13 protein-coding genes and 5 tRNA genes are annotated in these 16,162 nt (G+C 73.5%); 7 read left to right on the forward strand and 11 right to left on the reverse strand.

From position 1 onward, the window contains the following. Positions 1–21 precede the first annotated feature (21 nt). Positions 22–480 carry a hypothetical protein gene (locus tag ACGF8B_RS16140; protein WP_342279816.1) on the reverse strand — a complete coding sequence of 153 codons (459 nt, stop codon included), beginning with the start codon at positions 478–480 and terminating at the stop codon, positions 22–24. 202 nt (positions 481–682) lie between these two features. On the opposite strand from ACGF8B_RS16140, the gene ACGF8B_RS16145 reads away from it, so the two are divergent. Beyond that, entirely contained in the window at positions 683–1,198 is a 516-nt protein-coding gene (locus tag ACGF8B_RS16145) for a DsbA family protein (RefSeq protein ID WP_392738697.1), read from the forward strand. 31 nt (positions 1,199–1,229) lie between these two features. Here ACGF8B_RS16145 and ACGF8B_RS16150 read toward each other — a convergent pair whose 3' ends face one another. The 3 genes from ACGF8B_RS16150 to ACGF8B_RS16160 form a co-directional block, all read right to left on the reverse strand. Further along, positions 1,230–2,066, reverse strand: a complete 837-nt coding sequence (locus tag ACGF8B_RS16150) for a GNAT family N-acetyltransferase (protein WP_392738700.1) — start codon at positions 2,064–2,066, stop codon at positions 1,230–1,232. 64 nt (positions 2,067–2,130) lie between these two features. Further along, positions 2,131–2,952, reverse strand: coding sequence for an aminotransferase class IV (locus ACGF8B_RS16155; protein ID WP_392738702.1), 822 nt, complete (start codon positions 2,950–2,952; stop codon positions 2,131–2,133). Further along, positions 2,952–4,004: a chorismate-binding protein gene (locus ACGF8B_RS16160; RefSeq protein ID WP_392738704.1), complete on the reverse strand. Its 1,053-nt coding sequence runs from the start codon at positions 4,002–4,004 to the stop codon at positions 2,952–2,954. Before ACGF8B_RS16160 ends, ACGF8B_RS16155 begins: the two co-directional genes overlap by 1 nt. A 144-nt stretch (positions 4,005–4,148) precedes the next feature. Between ACGF8B_RS16160 and ACGF8B_RS16165 the strand changes: the two genes are divergently transcribed. From ACGF8B_RS16165 to ACGF8B_RS16185, 5 genes are all read left to right on the forward strand, one after another. Beyond that, positions 4,149–4,221: transfer RNA gene (locus tag ACGF8B_RS16165), tRNA-Gly, on the forward strand. A gap of 37 nt (positions 4,222–4,258) precedes the next feature. Next, positions 4,259–4,332, forward strand: a tRNA-Cys gene (locus tag ACGF8B_RS16170). A 1-nt stretch (position 4,333) separates the two neighbouring features. Beyond that, positions 4,334–4,405: transfer RNA gene (locus ACGF8B_RS16175), tRNA-Val, on the forward strand. Between the two features lie 19 nt (positions 4,406–4,424). Next, positions 4,425–4,496, forward strand: a tRNA-Val gene (locus tag ACGF8B_RS16180). Between the two features lie 23 nt (positions 4,497–4,519). After that, a tRNA-Val gene (locus ACGF8B_RS16185) sits at positions 4,520–4,594 on the forward strand. Positions 4,595–4,757: 163 nt separating this feature from the next. Here the strand turns inward: ACGF8B_RS16185 and ACGF8B_RS16190 are convergent. The 3 genes from ACGF8B_RS16190 to ACGF8B_RS16200 form a co-directional block, all read right to left on the reverse strand. Then, positions 4,758–5,039, reverse strand: a complete 282-nt coding sequence (locus tag ACGF8B_RS16190) for a zf-TFIIB domain-containing protein (RefSeq protein ID WP_392738707.1) — start codon at positions 5,037–5,039, stop codon at positions 4,758–4,760. Positions 5,040–5,107: 68 nt separating this feature from the next. Further along, positions 5,108–6,079 carry a phosphotransferase gene (locus tag ACGF8B_RS16195; protein ID WP_392738710.1) on the reverse strand — a complete coding sequence of 324 codons (972 nt, stop codon included), beginning with the start codon at positions 6,077–6,079 and terminating at the stop codon, positions 5,108–5,110. A gap of 378 nt (positions 6,080–6,457) precedes the next feature. Then, positions 6,458–6,664 (reverse strand): hypothetical protein, encoded by a 207-nt coding sequence (locus ACGF8B_RS16200; protein ID WP_392738712.1) that lies wholly within the window; start codon positions 6,662–6,664, stop codon positions 6,458–6,460. A 617-nt stretch (positions 6,665–7,281) separates the two neighbouring features. Here ACGF8B_RS16200 and ACGF8B_RS16205 point away from each other — a divergent pair. After that, positions 7,282–8,628, forward strand: coding sequence for a serine/threonine-protein kinase (locus tag ACGF8B_RS16205; protein ID WP_392738715.1), 1,347 nt, complete (start codon positions 7,282–7,284; stop codon positions 8,626–8,628). Between the two features lie 52 nt (positions 8,629–8,680). On the opposite strand, the gene ACGF8B_RS16210 is transcribed toward ACGF8B_RS16205, so the two are convergent. From ACGF8B_RS16210 to cbiE, 4 genes are all read right to left on the reverse strand, one after another. Continuing rightward, positions 8,681–9,499 carry an RNA methyltransferase gene (locus ACGF8B_RS16210; RefSeq protein ID WP_342279809.1) on the reverse strand — a complete coding sequence of 273 codons (819 nt, stop codon included), beginning with the start codon at positions 9,497–9,499 and terminating at the stop codon, positions 8,681–8,683. 100 nt (positions 9,500–9,599) lie between these two features. Then, the gene (gene cobA / locus ACGF8B_RS16215; protein WP_392738719.1) at positions 9,600–10,868 is read right to left on the reverse strand and encodes a uroporphyrinogen-III C-methyltransferase; all 1,269 of its coding nucleotides are present in this window, start codon (positions 10,866–10,868) and stop codon (positions 9,600–9,602) included. Positions 10,869–11,077: 209 nt separating this feature from the next. Continuing rightward, positions 11,078–14,563, reverse strand: coding sequence for a nicotinate-nucleotide--dimethylbenzimidazole phosphoribosyltransferase (gene cobT / locus ACGF8B_RS16220; RefSeq protein ID WP_392738722.1), 3,486 nt, complete (start codon positions 14,561–14,563; stop codon positions 11,078–11,080). Positions 14,564–14,896: 333 nt separating this feature from the next. Continuing rightward, positions 14,897–16,135, reverse strand: coding sequence for a precorrin-6y C5,15-methyltransferase (decarboxylating) subunit CbiE (cbiE, locus tag ACGF8B_RS16225; RefSeq protein WP_392738725.1), 1,239 nt, complete (start codon positions 16,133–16,135; stop codon positions 14,897–14,899). Positions 16,136–16,162: the final 27 nt, after the last annotated feature.

Raw genomic sequence — 16,162 nt, forward strand, 5'->3', positions numbered from 1 at the left:
CGGCATGGGCAGAGACAGGGATCAGATGCCGTGCTTCTTCAGGATGGCCTCGATGTCGCTGAAGTCCTCGCCCGGCGCGGCGGCGGACTGCTGCCGGGGCTTCGCCTTCGGCTGCGCCCTCGTCCCCTGGGTTCCTGCGCCCAGGGAGGGCGCCGAGGCCGCGGGGGCGACCGCCTCGCCCTGTGCTCCCCGCGCGGCGGCCCGGCGCTCCTTGCGGGTGCCGCCGCCGCGGCGCTCGATCGCCCGGGTCGTCATGAACAGCAGCCACGCCACCCCGAGCAGCCCGAAACCGAGCCAGACACTCGGCTTGAAGGCGATCCCGGCCACCCAGTCCACGATCCCGGTCAGGACCAGCGCGATCGGGACGAGGGAGTAGGCGGCGATGCGGGTCGCGGCGAGGAAACGCTTTCGCCAGGCGGTGACGGCGGCGATGCCCAGGCCCGCCGCGGACACCGCGGAGCAGATGGTCTCGGCAAGCATCGGTGCCTCCTGGCGCACGGGGAAACGTCCCTTCCATCCTGCACCGGTGACCGGCCCGGTGGCCACGATCCGGGACGGCATCAGGGACATTTCAGGGCCGGGATCCTCCCCAGGTGCCGATCGGCGCCGGGCCGGCCGTACGCGGCCCCGGTGGACCGGGTGCCGATTGGGAGGCTCGCGCACGCCCTGGGAGACTGGCCGCATGAGCGATTCCACCCCTGCGGCCCCCGTCGTCCTCGACGTCTGGTGCGAGCTCCAGTGCCCCGACTGTCATCAGGCCCTCACCGATGTGCACGCCCTGCGGGCCAAGTACGGCGACCGGCTGGAGGTGCGGCTGCGGCACTTCCCGCTGGAGAAGCACAAGCACGCCTACGCCGCCGCGCAGGCTGCCGAGGAGGCTGCGGACCAGGGAAAGGGCTGGCCGTACATCGAGGCGGTGCTCGCCCGTACCGACGACCTCGCCCGCACCGGTGAGCCGCTGCTCGTCGAGGTGGCGCGGGAACTCGGCCTGGACCCCGAGGAGATGGACACCGCGCTGATCGACGGGCGCCACATGCTGATCGTCGACGCCGACCAGGCCGAGGGCAAGGCGATCGGCGTCACCGGCACCCCGACGTATGTGATCGGCGACGAGCGGCTGGACGGCGGCAGCAGCCAGGACGGGCTGCGCGGGCGGATCGAGGAGATCGCCGACCGGCTGCTCGCCGAGCGCGGCTGAGCGGCCCGGCACTCGCCGGACGGTCCGCCCCTCAGAGGCTCTTGACCAGGTTGTGCAGAGTCGTACGGTAGCCGAGCGACTCGTACAGCCGCAGGGCAGGTGTGTTGGACGCGAGGACGTGCAGCCCCAGCCGGTCGTCGCCCGCGCCGAGCGCGATGCGTTCCGCCTGGAGCATCAGCGCCCGGCCGAACCCCCGCCCCCGGAACTCGGCGTGCACCTCGACGTCGAAGACGTAGCCCACCAGCATCCCCGGATGCATTTCGAACCGCGCCACCCAGACCTGTCCCACGGCCTCGCCCTCGTGCACGAGGACGTGCATGTGCGTTCCCTCGGTGGCGAGGCCGTGCGGCAGGTTCTGGGCGTGGCTGGTCTCGGCCTTCCGCATGGCCTGGTCCGCGGGGACTCCGCGTTCGATCCAGGTCTGCGCGTACTCGGTGATCGCGTCGCGCTCCCAGTGCGCGAACTCCTCCTCCGTCATCGGCCGGGCCGTGACGGAGGAGGGCAGGGCGGGCGGGGTCGGTTCCAGTTGTTTGACCATGTTCCGGCTGCGCTCGGTGTACCCCAGTGTGGTGGCGAGCGCGTGCCCCGCCGGATCGTCCGCCGGGACCATCACGCTCGTCCGGGTGCAGCCCCAGCCGCGCAGCACCTCTTCGGCCGCCAGCGCCGCGATGGTGCCGCGACCGCGCCTGCGGCGGGACTCGTCGATGTGCAGGGAGCGCAGCACGCCCGCCTTCGCACCGAATCCGGGATCGGTGCCGATCTCGACGGCGCCGACGGGCCGCCCGTTGTCGCACACGTCGTACGCGCGGGTCTGCGCGCCGTCGGCGCCTTGCTGAATCGGCCCGGTCGGCCGGAGGGTGGTGGTCATCGGAGATGTTCTATCCGCTGGAGCCCGCTTCGTCACCCGATTTCCGGGGCGGACATGCCCGGCTCTACGGGTCGAGGTCGTTTCCGGCCCGCTCGTCGAAGATCCGCATCGCCTTGGCGGTCACGGGGCCGACCCCGCCGGGCAGCTCCCTGCCGTCCACCCGGCCGACGGCCTGCACATCGCGCAGGGTGGAGGTGAGGAAGATCTCCTCGGCCCGCTCCAGGACGTCGAACGGCAGCTCGGTCTCCTGAGCGCCCGTCCACTCCGCGGCCAGCGCGCGGGTGATCCCGGCGAGGCAGCCGGAGGCGACCGGCGGGGTGTGCAGCTGCCCGTCGAGGACGACGAAGACGTTGGATCCGGTGCCTTCGCAGAGCTGCCCCGCGGTGTTGGCGAAGAGCGCCTCCGAGGCGCCGTGCTCGTGTGCGCGGGCGAGGGCGACGACGTTCTCGGCGTACGAGGTGGTCTTGAGGCCGGTGAGCGCGCCGCGTTCGTTGCGCGTCCAGGGGACGGTGATCACGGCGGTGGTGTCGGGACGGCGGGCCGCCTCGCCGAGGGCGACGACGAGGCCGGGTCCGGCGTCGCCGCGGTCGGAGCCCAGCGGGGAGAGCCCGCCGGTGTAGGTGATGCGGAGCCTGCCGAGTGCCATCGGGTTGGCGTCGATGACGTCGGCGCAGGCGCGGCGGACCTCGTCGAGGTCGGGGGCGGGGAGTCCGAGGCCCCGGGCCGAACGGGCCAGCCGGTCGAGGTGGCGGGTGAGGGCGAAGGGCCTGCCGCCGACGGTCTTGACCGTCTCGAAGACGCCGTCCCCCACGGTGAGTCCGTGGTCGAGCACGGACACCCTGGCGTCCTCGGCGTCGCGCAGTTCGCCGTTGACCCAAATCCTCATCACGCGGTCCTTCCTGTTGTTCCGTGATCGCCCGATGCCACAGCGAGCAGTCTGGACGCCTTGAGTTCGGTCTCGTCCCACTCGCGTTCCGGATCGGAGCCCCAGGTGATGCCGGCCCCGGTGCCGAAGCGGAGGACCGGCGCGGGACCGGTCCGGTCGATCCAGAAGGTACGTATGCCGACGGCGAGCGAGGCGGTACGGCGATCGGCGTCGACCCAGCCGATGCCCCCGCAGTAGGGCCCGCGCGGTGCGGTCTCCAGCTCCTCGATGATCCGCAGGGCGCTGGACTTGGGCGCTCCCGTGACGGAGCCGGGCGGGAACGCGGCGCCGAGGAGTCCGGGCCAGCCGACGCCCTCGGCGAGCTCACCGCGCACGGTGGAGACGAGGTGGACCAGGCCGGGGTGCTTCTCGACCACGCAGAGGTCGGGAACGGTGACCGATCCGGTCGCGCAGACCCGGCCCAGGTCGTTGCGGACCAGGTCGACGATCATCACGTTCTCCGCGTGGTCCTTCTCCAGCAGATCGTCCTCGGTGCGCCCGGTGCCCTTGATCGGACCCGATTCGACGGTCCGGCCGTCCCGCCTCAGGAAGAGTTCGGGGGACGCGGTGGCTGTCTCCACGCCGTGCGCGGGCAGCCGGATCGTGCCCGCGTACGGGGCGGGGTTGCCGCGGGCCAGCAGCGCGGTCAGCGCGTCAACGTCGGCGGCGGCCGGATCGGGCAGCGGCGCGGTCAGCACCCGGCAGAGGTTGGCCTGGTAGACCTCGCCCGCCGCGATGTACTCGCGGATCCGCCGTACGCCCGCGATGTACGCGGCGCGGTCCAGGGACGAGGTCCAGTCACCGGTCGCGGGCCCGTGCCAGGCACCCGGCACGGGGGCGGGCACCGCTTCGGTGCGTACGGAGCCGAAGCGCGCGCAGACGAGGCGGCCCCCGAAATCGGCGGATACGGCCCAGAACCCGGACGATTCAAGGGCTGCGGGATCACTGGTCACGTCCCGCAGATCGGACGCGACGAGGCCGCCGAAGCGGGCTATTGGAGCGAGGTCGTGCACGTCGTCGAGTCTAGGGCGGGCCGCGACGACCTGCGCCGGGCAGGCGCACCTCAGCACGCTGCACAAACGCGTTTTTGTACTGGCCCGGGAATCCGCTAGAGTTCAACACGTCGCCGGGACACGCGAGTGAACCGGGAAAGACAAGCGGACGTAGCTCAGTTGGTAGAGCGCAACCTTGCCAAGGTTGAGGTCGCCAGTTCGAACCTGGTCGTCCGCTCGCAAAAAGTGGGGGATCTTCCCGAACCCCCGCTCCTGGTGGAGTGGCCGAGAGGCGAGGCAACGGCCTGCAAAGCCGTCTACACGGGTTCAAATCCCGTCTCCACCTCCAAGGACGATTAGCTCAGCGGGAGAGCGCTTCCCTGACACGGAAGAGGTCACTGGTTCAATCCCAGTATCGTCCACTGGTCCGCAAGGATCCCCGCGCGATTAGCTCAGCGGGAGAGCGCTTCCCTGACACGGAAGAGGTCACTGGTTCAATCCCAGTATCGCGCACGCAGTACACGCAGGTTCACCCTGCGCGATTAGCTCAGCGGGAGAGCGCTTCCCTGACACGGAAGAGGTCACTGGTTCAATCCCAGTATCGCGCACCACCAGAAGCCCCGGTCGTCCCGACGATCGGGGCTTCGTCGTTTCCGGAGTACGTCGTTCCCGGCGGGCGGATTCGGGCGCGGACGCACCGCGGGCCCGGACGGAACGCGTCCGGGCCCGCGGTCACGCACTCAGCGGTGGTGTCCCGTTCGGGTGGTGTCCCGTTCAGGACGAGAAGAGCATGCGGCCGAAGCTCTTGTGGCGGTAGTGACCACCGTGGCCGCCATGGTGCTGCGGGGCGCCCCAGGCGGGCGCCGGGGCGGCCGGGTACGCCTGCGGGGCCGGCGGCGGGGGCGGGGCCTGCTGCGTCCACTGCGCCTCGATGCGGGTGAGGGACTCCAGCTCGCCGTAGTCGAGGAAGATTCCCCGGCAGCCGCTGCACTGCTCGATCTGTATGCCGTTGCGGTTATACGTGTGCATCTGTGCGTGGCACTTGGGACACTGCATGGTTCGGCTCACTCCTCGCCGTCGGGTCGCCGTCGCCGGAATTCATGCCCGCCGACGGTCGGTTCAGCCTACGACGAGTGTTCGGCGCCCAACTCGGGCGGGAGAGATGCAATTCGGGCACAGGCGTCGATCATTGTCTCTTCCACCTCATCCGGAGTCCGGTCCTCCACCGCCGACTTGGCGAATGCCAGCGCTGCGGCCTGCACGGTCAGCGCGCGGGCCGGCACATCCAGGTCCGGCCAGGGGTCGCCCTCGGCGCACACGGCGGGGCCGCCCGCCGCCCGGTAGGCGTCCAGGAAGCGGAGCCAGACCTCGGGGGGCAGGATCCCGGCCGCGTACCAGGCCGCGGGGCGGGCGAGGTCCCAGGCGGGGTCGCCGAGACCCGCGTCGTCCACGTCGATGAGCAGCCAGGGTCCGTGCGGGGCGGGGTGACGGACGAGTTGGCCGAGGTGCAGATCGCCGTGGCAGAGGAAGCGCGACCTGTGCGGGGGTGCGGCGGCCTCGTCGCGGGCCCACGCCGGCAGTCGGCGCCAGGCTTCGAGTACGGGAGCGGTGGCCGGGTCGCCGGGCCGGGCGGCGCGCATCCGGGCGACGGCGAGCGCGGCCTTCGCGGGGCCCCGCATGGGCGGGAGCGCGAGGGAGGCCGGGGCCGGGGTCCGGTGCAGCCCGGCCAGCAGAACGGCGGCCTCCTCCCAGGGGGCGGTGTCCGGGTCACCGGGGTCGACGGGCCGGCCGTGGGGCCAGAGGGTGACCGGGCGGCCGTGGAGGGTGGTGGGCGGTGCGCAGGGGCCGGGTGGCAGCGGTGCGAGCAGGATGCCGGTGAGACGGGGGTCGTTCGCGAGGGTGAGGCGGGTGAGCAGGCCGGGGGTGTCCGTGTCGGGGGCGTGGGCCTTGGCGACGACGGCCCCGCTGCGGACCACCGTGCCGTCCGCACGGTCCGCGAGCACCGTCGGAGGCGAGCAGGCACACCGGGCTCCGGGGTGTTCGTGGGCAGCCCGATGGGCGAGATCACCCAGCGCGCGTACGACTGCGGTGGTCACGGTCTCCCCCGGTGGCGGACTGGTACGGGCGGGCCCGGTCCGCACCGGGCCCGCCGACGAGCGTACGCGCCGGAGCCGGTCGTGGACGGCGGTGAACGCCACGGCGCCCGCAGTCTTCGCGGGGCGGGTTTCGCGGGGCGGCGATGAACGCTGGTGCGCCGGATCGATGCTCGGGGCGACGGTGAACGCAGCTGTGCCGGAGCCGTTCACGGCCCGGCGGCAGGGTCGCCGCGGGCCGTGAACGGCTCCGGAAAGCGCGATGTCCGGTCAGCTCCCCAGCTGACCGGACAAACGCTGCCGTCCGCCGCACCCCCGTCCCCACGGGGTTGTTGGCCGGATGTCCCGGTCCGGACCGCTCTTCCGGACCCGGGGCGCCGCTCAGCGCCCCAGCATCACGCCCACGGACGACGCCTGTGTGACCACTGCGTCCCAGCCGCCGAAGACGACCACGAGCAGGGCCGCCAGAGGAAGAACCATCGCCGTCGCCACCAGCGGGTGGCGCGTGCCGGAGGACGGGCGGCCGCCGAACGAGGCTTGGGCCCTGCGTCCTGCGCGGATCATGGTCCGCGGTGCCGTGTCCGCCATGGTTCCTCTCCTGACTCGATGTGGGGCGGCGGGCGTGTGACCTCGGGGGACGAGTATGGCGCCCGCCGCTTGACCTCAACATTAGGGACGCGGCGTGCTGCGGGCGTCATGCCCGCGTACCGATTGCCGGGCCTCCCGGAGGATGAGCCCCGGGCCGTCGGCGTACTCCCCTGGGTGGAGACCGGGCGCCCGACCCCGGGGACATCCCGGAGGGGTACCCGCGTCGGGCGGCGATGTTCGCGCGGCGTGGGAGCCGTTGTGCGACGCGGCCCACCGGCCCGCACGGCGACGGGCACCGTGACTTCACTCACCCTTCCCTCCCCCGCTTCCCGGCGGCCCTCCCCCGGTGCGCCGACGGGGGGCCGCGGGCGCGTGTCCCGGCCGAGGCCGGCGTCGTACGGCGGATGTCCGGTGGTGCTCCAACCACCGCTCGCCGCAACCGTCTTGGGGGCCGGGCCCGTCCGGCGCGGCTGTCGCCCGGGCCCCATTCCCCGTCAGGGAGCGGGCCGCGCAAGGACAATCGATCGGCCGGTGAGGGCGCGGCCTCTGAGCACCCCGGGCGCCGGGTACGTAAGCTGTGCCTCGTCAGGCGGACCAGGCAGCGGGGATGGGCAGACATGGCGATGATGCGGCTCCGGCGCGAGGACCCGCGTGTCGTCGGCTCGTTCAGGCTGCACCGGCGGCTCGGTGCGGGCGGCATGGGTGTCGTCTATCTGGGCTCGGACCGGCGGGGCCAGCGGGTGGCGCTGAAGGTAATCCGCCCGGACCTGGCGGAGGATCAGGAATTCCGCTCCCGTTTCGCCCGCGAGGTGTCCGCCGCACGGCGGATCCGGGGCGGCTGCACGGCGCGCCTGGTGGCCGCGGACCTGGAGGCGGACCGTCCGTGGTTCGCCACACAGTACGTACCGGGCCCCTCGCTGCACGACAAGGTCGCCGAGGAGGGGCCGCTGTCGGCGGCCGAGGTGGCCTCGATCGGGGCCGCGCTCTCCGAGGGCCTGGTGGCGGTGCACGAGGCCGGGGTCGTCCACCGCGACCTGAAGCCGTCGAACATCCTGCTCTCCCCCAAGGGCCCCCGGATCATCGACTTCGGGATCGCCTGGGCGACCGGGGCCTCCACGCTCACCCACGTCGGTACGGCGGTGGGATCGCCGGGATTCCTGGCGCCCGAGCAGGTGCGCGGCGCGGCCGTGACGCCCGCGACCGATGTGTTCTCGCTCGGGGCCACGCTCGCCTACGCGGCCATGGCCGACTCGCCCTTCGGGCACGGCAGTTCCGAGGTGATGCTGTACCGCGTGGTGCACGAGGAGGCCCAGTTGCGCGATGTGCACGATGCCCTCGCACCGCTGGTGAGCGCCTGTCTGGCGAAGGATCCGGAGGAGCGGCCGAGCACGCTCCAACTCTCCATGCGGCTCAAGGAGATCGCGGCGCGGGAGGCGCAGGGGTTGCACGAGAGCCGGCCGCCCGTGCAGCGTTCGGCGCAGGAACTGGACCGGCCGACCGGCCGTCTCGACGGCCCGTACACCGAGCAGCAGACCCGGCGGGCGGCTCCTCCCGCGCCCCGTCAGCAGAAGCAGAAGCAACCGCAGGGCAGCAGGCCGTCCTCCTCGTCGCGGTCCTCCGCTCCCCGGACCGGTGGTTCACGCCCCCAGCAGCATCAGCCGCCGCGCAACACCACCCGGTCCGGGCGTCGCCCGCAGGGTACGAACGGCGCGAACGGCCGGCCGGGAACGCGGCCCGGGGCCCGTACGACTTCGGCGGGGCTGCGTCCCGCCAACCCCCGGCTGCTGCGTCAGCGGCTCGTCGTCTTCGTCGTGGTGACGCTGCTGGTGGCGCTCGGCATCGCGGCGGCCCAGGGCTGTCAGGGGCCGTCCCGGGGGCTGGGGACGGATCCGGGCCCCAAGCAGGACCGGAGTCACGCCCTGATCGAGACGCCGTCCCGGGACCTGCGGCCGGACTCGCTCTAGCCGGGCGGCTGGTCGGGCGGCTGGTCGGGCGGTCGCCCGCCCAGTCGCCCGGTCAGTTCTGCGGGCGGCCCGATGCCACCGCGTAGAAGGCGACCGCCGCGGCCGCTCCCACGTTGAGCGAGTCGACGCCGTGCGCCATCGGAATGCGTACCCATTCGTCGGCGGCGACCAGGGCCCGGGTCGACAGTCCGTCGCCCTCGGCGCCCAGCATCAGGGCCACCCTGTCCATCCGGTGCGGTGCCGCCTCGTCGATGCTGCCGGCCTTTTCGTCCGGGGTCAGCGCGAGGAGCCGGAAGCCCGCTTCCCGTACGGTCTCCAGGTCCTTGGGCCAGGTGCCGAGACGGGCATAGGGGACGGAGAAGACCGCGCCCATCGAGACCTTGACGGAGCGCCGGTAGAGCGGGTCGGCGCAGTCCGGGGAGAGCAGCACGGCGTCCATGCCGAGGGCGGCGGCGCTGCGGAAGATCGCCCCGATGTTGGTGTGGTCGTTGACGGCCTCCATGACGACGACCCGTCGGGCCGTCGTCAGCAGTTCGTCGGCCGTCGGCAGCGGTTTGCGCTGCATCGAGGCGAGCGCGCCGCGGTGCACGTGGTAGCCGGTGACCCGCTCGGCGAGTTCGGGGCTGACCGCGTACACCGGGGCCGGGACCTCGTCGATGACGTCCCGCATGAGGTCGACCCACTTCGCCGAGAGCAGCATCGAGCGCATCTCGTAACCGGCGTGCCTGGCACGCCTGATGACCTTCTCGCCCTCGGCGATGAAGAGGCCCTCCGCGGGCTCTCGCCTGCGCCGGAGTTCGACGTCGGTCAGTCCGGTGTAGTCACGCAGTCGGGGGTCGTCGGGGTCGTCGACGGTGATGAGATCAGCCACGGGTTTGATACTGCCTTGTCCGGTGTGTGGTGCCAACGGCTCGGAGGAAGATCCGTTACCGCTGGTTACTCGGTGAGGGTGCGGGTGGTGTCCCGGCCGGCTACTCGGCGGGGCGCGGTGCGGTGCCGGCGCCGACGCCGACGCCGACCGCGACGACATCGCCGATGACGATGACCGCGGGGGGACGTACGTCCTCGGCGGCGGCCCGTTCGACGACGGTGGCGAGCGTCGCATCGACGCGGCGCTGGGCGGCCGTGGTGCCCTCCTGGACCAGGGCGACCGGGGTGTCCGGGGACTTGCCGTGGGCGACGAGGGCCGCGGCGATGGCGCCGATCTTGTCGACTGCCATCAGCAGGACCAGGGTGCCGCGCAGCCTGGCGATCGCCTCCCAGTCGACCAGCGAGCGCTCGTCGTCGGGGGCGACATGGCCGCTGACGACGGTGAACTCGTGGGCGACCCCGCGGTGGGTGACGGGAATTCCGGCCGCGCCGGGCACGGAGATCGAGCTGGAGATGCCGGGGACGACGGTGCACGGGATGCCCTCGGCGGCGAGCGCCTGTGCCTCTTCCATGCCCCGGCCGAAGACGAACGGGTCGCCGCCCTTGAGCCGTACGACGGCCTTGCCGGCCCTGGCGTGCTCGATGAGCGCCTGGTTGATCGCCTCCTGCGCCATGAAGCGGCCGTACGGGATCTTCGACGCGTCGATCACCTGGACGTGCGGCGGCAGTTCGTCGAGCAGGTCGCGCGGTCCGAGCCGGTCGGCGATGACGACGTCGGCCTCGGCGAGGAGGCGGCGGCCGCGCACCGTGATCAGGTCGGGGTCGCCGGGGCCGCCGCCGACCAGGGAGACTCCGGGAGTGGGCCGGGTGCGGTGGTGCGGGGCGGCGAGCGTGCCGTCGCGCAGTCCCTCGACGATGGCGTCGCGGACGGCGGCGGAGTGGCGCGGGTCGCGGCCCTGGGCGTCGGTGGACAGGACGGCGACGGTCACGCCTTCGCTGCGGCCGGTCGCCGGGGTCCAGGCGGTCGCCACATCGGCGTTGTCGCTGCGCACGCACCAGGTGCGGGTGCGCTCGGCCTCGGCGGACGCGGCGTCGTTCGCGGCGTCGTCGTCGGAGGCGATGAGCGCGTACCAGGTGTCGGTCAGGTCCCCGTCCTCGTACCGGCGGCGCTCCCAGCGGATCTCACCGGCGTCGGCCATCGCCTCGACGGCAGGGGTCGCGGACGGCGACACGAGGGTGATGTCGGCGCCGGCCGCGATGAGCGTGGGCAGGCGGCGCTGCGCGACCTGGCCGCCGCCGACGACGACGACGCGGCGCCCGCTCAGGCGCAGTCCGACGGGGTACGCGGGGTGATCGGCGTGCTCGGCCATGGCGGTGCGGACTCCTCGTGCGGTGCGGGGTGCGGGCCGCTGCGACGGTGGAGCGGCTGTGACGTGCGGTTTTGTGGGCGTGGGTCCACGATACGGGGTGCGTCGGGGCGCGGGCGGAGGCTGTCTCGCCCGAAACCGTGGCCCCTGCCGGAAACCACGTACCCGGCCCGGCGCTCATGGCGCCGGGCCGGGTCGGCCGTGGCCGGGTACTACTTCTCGGTGACGCCCGCCGAGTCGAACGTCGCCACTTCGTGCATCGCCCGCGCCGCGCTCTGCACGATCGGCAGCGCCAGCAGCGCCCCGGTGCCTTCGCCGAGGCGGAGGTCGAGGTCGACCAGCGGGCGCAGGCCCAGCTTGTTGAGGGCGGCGACGTGGCCGGGCTCGGCGCTGCGGTGGCCCGCGATGCAGGCGGCGAGGGCCTCGGGGGCGATCGCCCGTGCGACCAGGGCCGCGGCACCCGCGCTGACGCCGTCCAGGATGACGGGTGTACGGAGCGAGGCGCCGCCCAGCAGGAAGCCCGCCATCGCGGCGTGCTCCAGGCCGCCGACCGCGGCGAGCACGCCGATCGGGTCGGACGGGTCGGGCTGGTGCAGTTCGAGGGCACGGCGTACGACGTCGACCTTGCGGGCGTGCATCTCGTCGTTGATGCCGGTGCCGCGACCGGTCACCTCGGCCGGGTCCATACCCGTGTACACGCAGATCAACGCGGCGGACGCCGTGGTGTTGGCGATGCCCATCTCGCCGGTGAGCAGGCCCTTGTTGCCTGCCGCGACGAGATCGCGGGCGGTCTCGATGCCGACCTCGATCGCGGCGAGCACCTCCTCGCGGGTGAGCGCGGGGCCGGTGGTGAAGTCGGCCGTTCCGGCGCGCACCTTGCGGGGCAGCAGGCCGGGCGTCGCGGGCAGCTCCATGGCCACGCCGACGTCGACCACGCACACCTCGGCGCCCACCTGGGCCGCGAAGGCGTTGCAGACCGCGCCGCCGCCGAGGAAGTTGGCGACCATCTGGCCGGTGACCTCCTGCGGCCAGGCCGTGACGCCCTGGGCGTGCACCCCGTGGTCGCCCGCGAAGATCGCGACGGCCGCGGGCTCGGGGATCGGCGGCGGGCACATCCGGGAGAGTCCGGACAGCTGCGCCGAGATGATCTCCAGCATGCCGAGCGCGCCGGCGGGCTTGGTCATCCGCTTCTGGCGTTCCCACGCCTCGCCGAGCGCCTTGGCGTCCAGCGGGCGGATGCTGGAGATGGTCTCCTGCAGCAGGTCGTGCGGCTCCTCGCCGGGCAGGGCGCGGCGGCCGTAGGTCTCCTCGTGGACGACCCAGGACAGCGGGCGTCGCTTGGACCAGCCCGCCTGCATCAGCTCGGGCTCCTCGGGGAACTCGTCGACGTAACCGACGCACAGGTACGCCACGACTTCGAGGTGCTCCGGCAGGCCGAGGGCCCGGACCATCTCACGCTCGTCGAAGAAGCTGACCCAGCCGACACCGAGGCCCTCGGCGCGGGCGGCGAGCCAGAGGTTCTCGACGGCGAGCGCGGAGGAGTACGGGGCCATCTGCGGCTGGGTGTGCCGACCGAGGGTGTGGCGGCCGCCGCGGGTGGGGTCCGCGGTGACGACGATGTTCACCGGGGTGTCGAGGATGGCCTCGATCTTCAGTTCCTTGAACTGCTTGGCCCGGCCCTTGGGCAGCGACTTGGCGTAGGCGTCGCGCTGACGCTGTGCCAGTTCGTGCATGGAGCGACGGGTCTCCGCGGAGCGGATGACGACGAAGTCCCAGGGCTGCGAGTGGCCGACGCTGGGCGCCGTGTGCGCGGCTTCCAGGACGCGGAGCAGAACCTCGTGCGGGATGGGGTCGCTGCGGAAGCCGTTACGGATGTCACGGCGCTCACGCATGACGCGGAGCACCGCCTCGCGCTCGGCGTCGTCGTAGCCGGGGGCCGGCGGGCCGGCGGGCGCCGCGGCCTCTTCGGGCTCGGAGGTCTCGGGGACGTCGGAGGCGTCCGGTGCCTCCGGGGCCCCGGTTTCAGCGGCTTCCGGCTCAAGGGCCGGGGCCGGGGCCGCCTCGGCGGGCTCCTGGACCTGGACTTCGGCAGGCAGGGCTTCGGGCTGCGCCTCGGGCTGTGCGGCGGCCACCGGGCCGGGCTCCGCGACGGGAACGGCCTCCACGGCCTCCGCGAGGGGCGTGATGTCCGGGGTCTCGATGACCTCGGGCCCCTGTTCGGGCTCCGGCTCGGACACCGCCGGGGCCTCGGCCACGGGGGCCGCGGCGGGCTCGACGACCTCGGCGGTCGCGGCGGGCTCGACCGTCTCGGAAGTCTCGACGACGGCCTCGGCCACGACGGGCTCCACCGGCGCCACGGGCCCCATGGCGATCGGCACGCGCTCGGGCTCGGGCTCTGCCGCGACCTCGACCTCGGCCTCGGCTTCGGCTTCGGGCTCCGCCGCGACGTTCTCCTCGGCCGCGGGGGTCGGGGCCAGGTGCGGAGTCGTCGGCACCGAACCTTCCACGGGCACGAACTGACCCATGGGTACGGCTTGCGCGCCTTCCTGCGGCGCGACCGCTTCGGCGGGGATCCCGGCGGGGATCCCGGCCGGGATCCCCGCCGGGATCTCCGCGGGCGTCCCGGCCTCGGCCGGTACCGGTTCGGCGGCGGGAGCCGGAGCGGCCACGGCCTCCGGTGCCGCGACCGGAGCGGGCCGGACGGGCTGCGCCTCGGGCACCGGCACCGACTCGGCGACCGGCTCGGAGGCGGCCGGCTCCGAAACGACCGGCTCCGAAACGGTCTGCTCCGGGACAGCCTGCTCCACGACGGTCTGCTCCACGACGGCCTGCTTCGGGGCTGTCTGCTCCGGAACGACCGATTCTGCGGCCACGGGTGCGGCCTCCGGCTGCGGGGCCGGGGCCTGGGCCCCCCACGGGCTACCGCCCTGCGGCAGGATCTCGCCGAGCTGCGGGCCCGGCAGCGCCGACGCGTCGTCGGTCGGCAGCTCGAAGTACTCCGGGCCGGTGGTCGGCGGTCCGGCGTGGCGTGCGGGGGCCTGGGTGCGGGCCTGCGCCTGGGGCGCGCCCGCGGGTCCGCGGTCGGCGAGCGAACGCACGACTCCGCCGGTCGGCGCACCGCCGTAGGACGGCGTGCCGTCGGGCACGACCGGGCCGCGGTGCAGCGGCCGGCGCGCCGGGTTCTGGGTCTGGGCGGCCGGAGCGGGGGCGGGGGCCGGGGCGGGCGGCGGGATGCGCACGCCCGTCAGGTCGACCGAACCGGAGTCGCGGCCACCGGACTCGTGGGTTCCCCGGCCGGTTTCGGGCAGCTGCTCCGCCACCGCCTGCTGTGCGGCGTGCGCCTCCGCGGCCTGGGCCTGGGCGGGCTCCTGCACCTGGACGGGGCCCTGGGGCTGTACGGGGGTCTCACCGGACGGCTGGGCATAGGGCTGTGCCACGGGCTGGGCCTGATAGGCGCCCTGCCCGGGCAGCGGGGCCTGGGCGGCGACGCCCTCGGGGTACTGGCCCGGTGCCGGTACGGCCTGCGGGTCGCTCCAGGCTCCCTGCGGGCTCGGCATCAGAAGGAGGTCGTCGTCCTCGGAGACATGCTCGGAGGGAGCGAGGTAGGTGTAGGCGTCCGGGGCGGCGACGCCCGGCTGCTCCACCGTGCCTGCGTTCTCCGGCAGTCCCTCGACCGGGATCTGGCCGGTGTCACTCATGCGTACCCCTCGCCCATCGTCAGTGCTCCTTCGGCCCTTCGCCCGGGACGCCCGAACACGGCACGCCGGCGCTCGTCAACAAGAACGAGCGGGCTCGCCGCGCGGCACGAATCGGTCGCGGACATACTGCATTCTCGCGGTCGTTCGCCGCCGCGGCAGCTCATTTCGCCACGGCCCGCTGTGGACTGCGCCACGTCGCGCGTCCCCCGGTTCTGCCGTACCACAACGGGGGCCAAAACGGTCCCCTTTTCCGGACATTGACGAACGAAGCGACGAACGTCCGGGCGCGGTACAACGATCGGCCAGCCTACCTCCCGCTGTACGCCGACCGGGTCACGGGGCGAGGTCGGAACGCAGCGCCGACAGGAGAAACACGACCGAGCGTTCGCGCTCCGACCAGGCTGCCGTGTCGAGTTCGACGGACTGGAGGAGCGAGCAGCGGACCGTGTATCCGTTTCCGCTCAGGGCGGCTCCGAGCGCCTCGGCCTCGTCCCGGGTCGAGGCATGGGTCACGATGCGTTCCGGCCGTCGTTCGGTGACGGCGGTGACGACGGGAACCCCGCCGCCCCCGATCCGTACGACATCGGGTTCCGGCAGCCGTTCCAGCACGTGGGGGGCCAGGCCCTCGACGACCTGGAGCTGTACGCCGAACGTCCGCGCCGCCGCCGCGGTCCGGGCGCAGGCGGCCGGGTCGCTGTCGACCGCCAGGACCGCCGCGCCGAAACGGGCCGCCTCCACGGCCAGGGCTCCGCTGCCGGAGCCGATGTCCCACAGGAGGTCGCCGGTACGGGGGCCGAGGCGGGCCAGCTGGGCGGCGCGCAGCCCCGAGGACCCGCCCTCGCCGCTCTCCGTCGCGGCCCCGGTGTCCGCGCCCGCGTACGCCTCGGTGGGCAGTGCCCAGCCGCGTACGTCGTGGGGGCCGGTGGGGAGGCCGCCCGCGATCCAGGCACCGGTGGCCTGCGGTTCGGGTCCGCCGCCGATGACGACGACCACGTTGGGGTCGCGCCAGACGTGGTCGGCGGCCTTCTCGGAGGTGACGACGGTGACCTGTTCGCGGCTGGTGCCGAGCTCCTCGCAGATGACGAAGGTGCGGTGGACGCCTTCGAGGAGCAGGGCGAGTTCGGCGGGTCCGGCGCCGGGCGAGGTGAGGACGGCGACCTTGTGGTGGGCGCGGCAGACGTTCACGGCGCGGCGCAGGGTGCGGGGGTGCGCGACGACCGTCCGGGCGTCCTCCCACGGCATGCCCGCGCGGGCGAAGGCGGCGGCGACCGAGGACACGGCCGGGACCACCTCGACCTCCAGGCCGTGTTCGGGTGCGCGGAGGTTGCGTACGACTCCGAAGAAGCCGGGATCCCCGTCGGCGAGGACCACGGCGCTGCCCCGGTGGCCGGCGATCCGGCGGGCGGCCAGGTCGATGGAGCCCAGGCGGATGCGTTCGGCGTTCGCCGGGACTTCGGGAAGTGCGAGGTGGTGGGCGGCTCCGGCGACGAGCGTGGCGGCCGAGAGGGCGGCGGTGGCCGCTGCCGTCAGTGGTGAGCCGTCCCAGCCGATCACGGTGACCCGATCGGCCATCTGTCGTCAGTCTCCTGGAGTCGTCGC

The organism is Streptomyces sp. NPDC047917 (assembly GCF_043204345.1).
In the GTDB taxonomy this organism is placed as follows: Bacteria; Actinomycetota; Actinomycetes; order Streptomycetales; family Streptomycetaceae; genus Streptomyces; species Streptomyces sanglieri.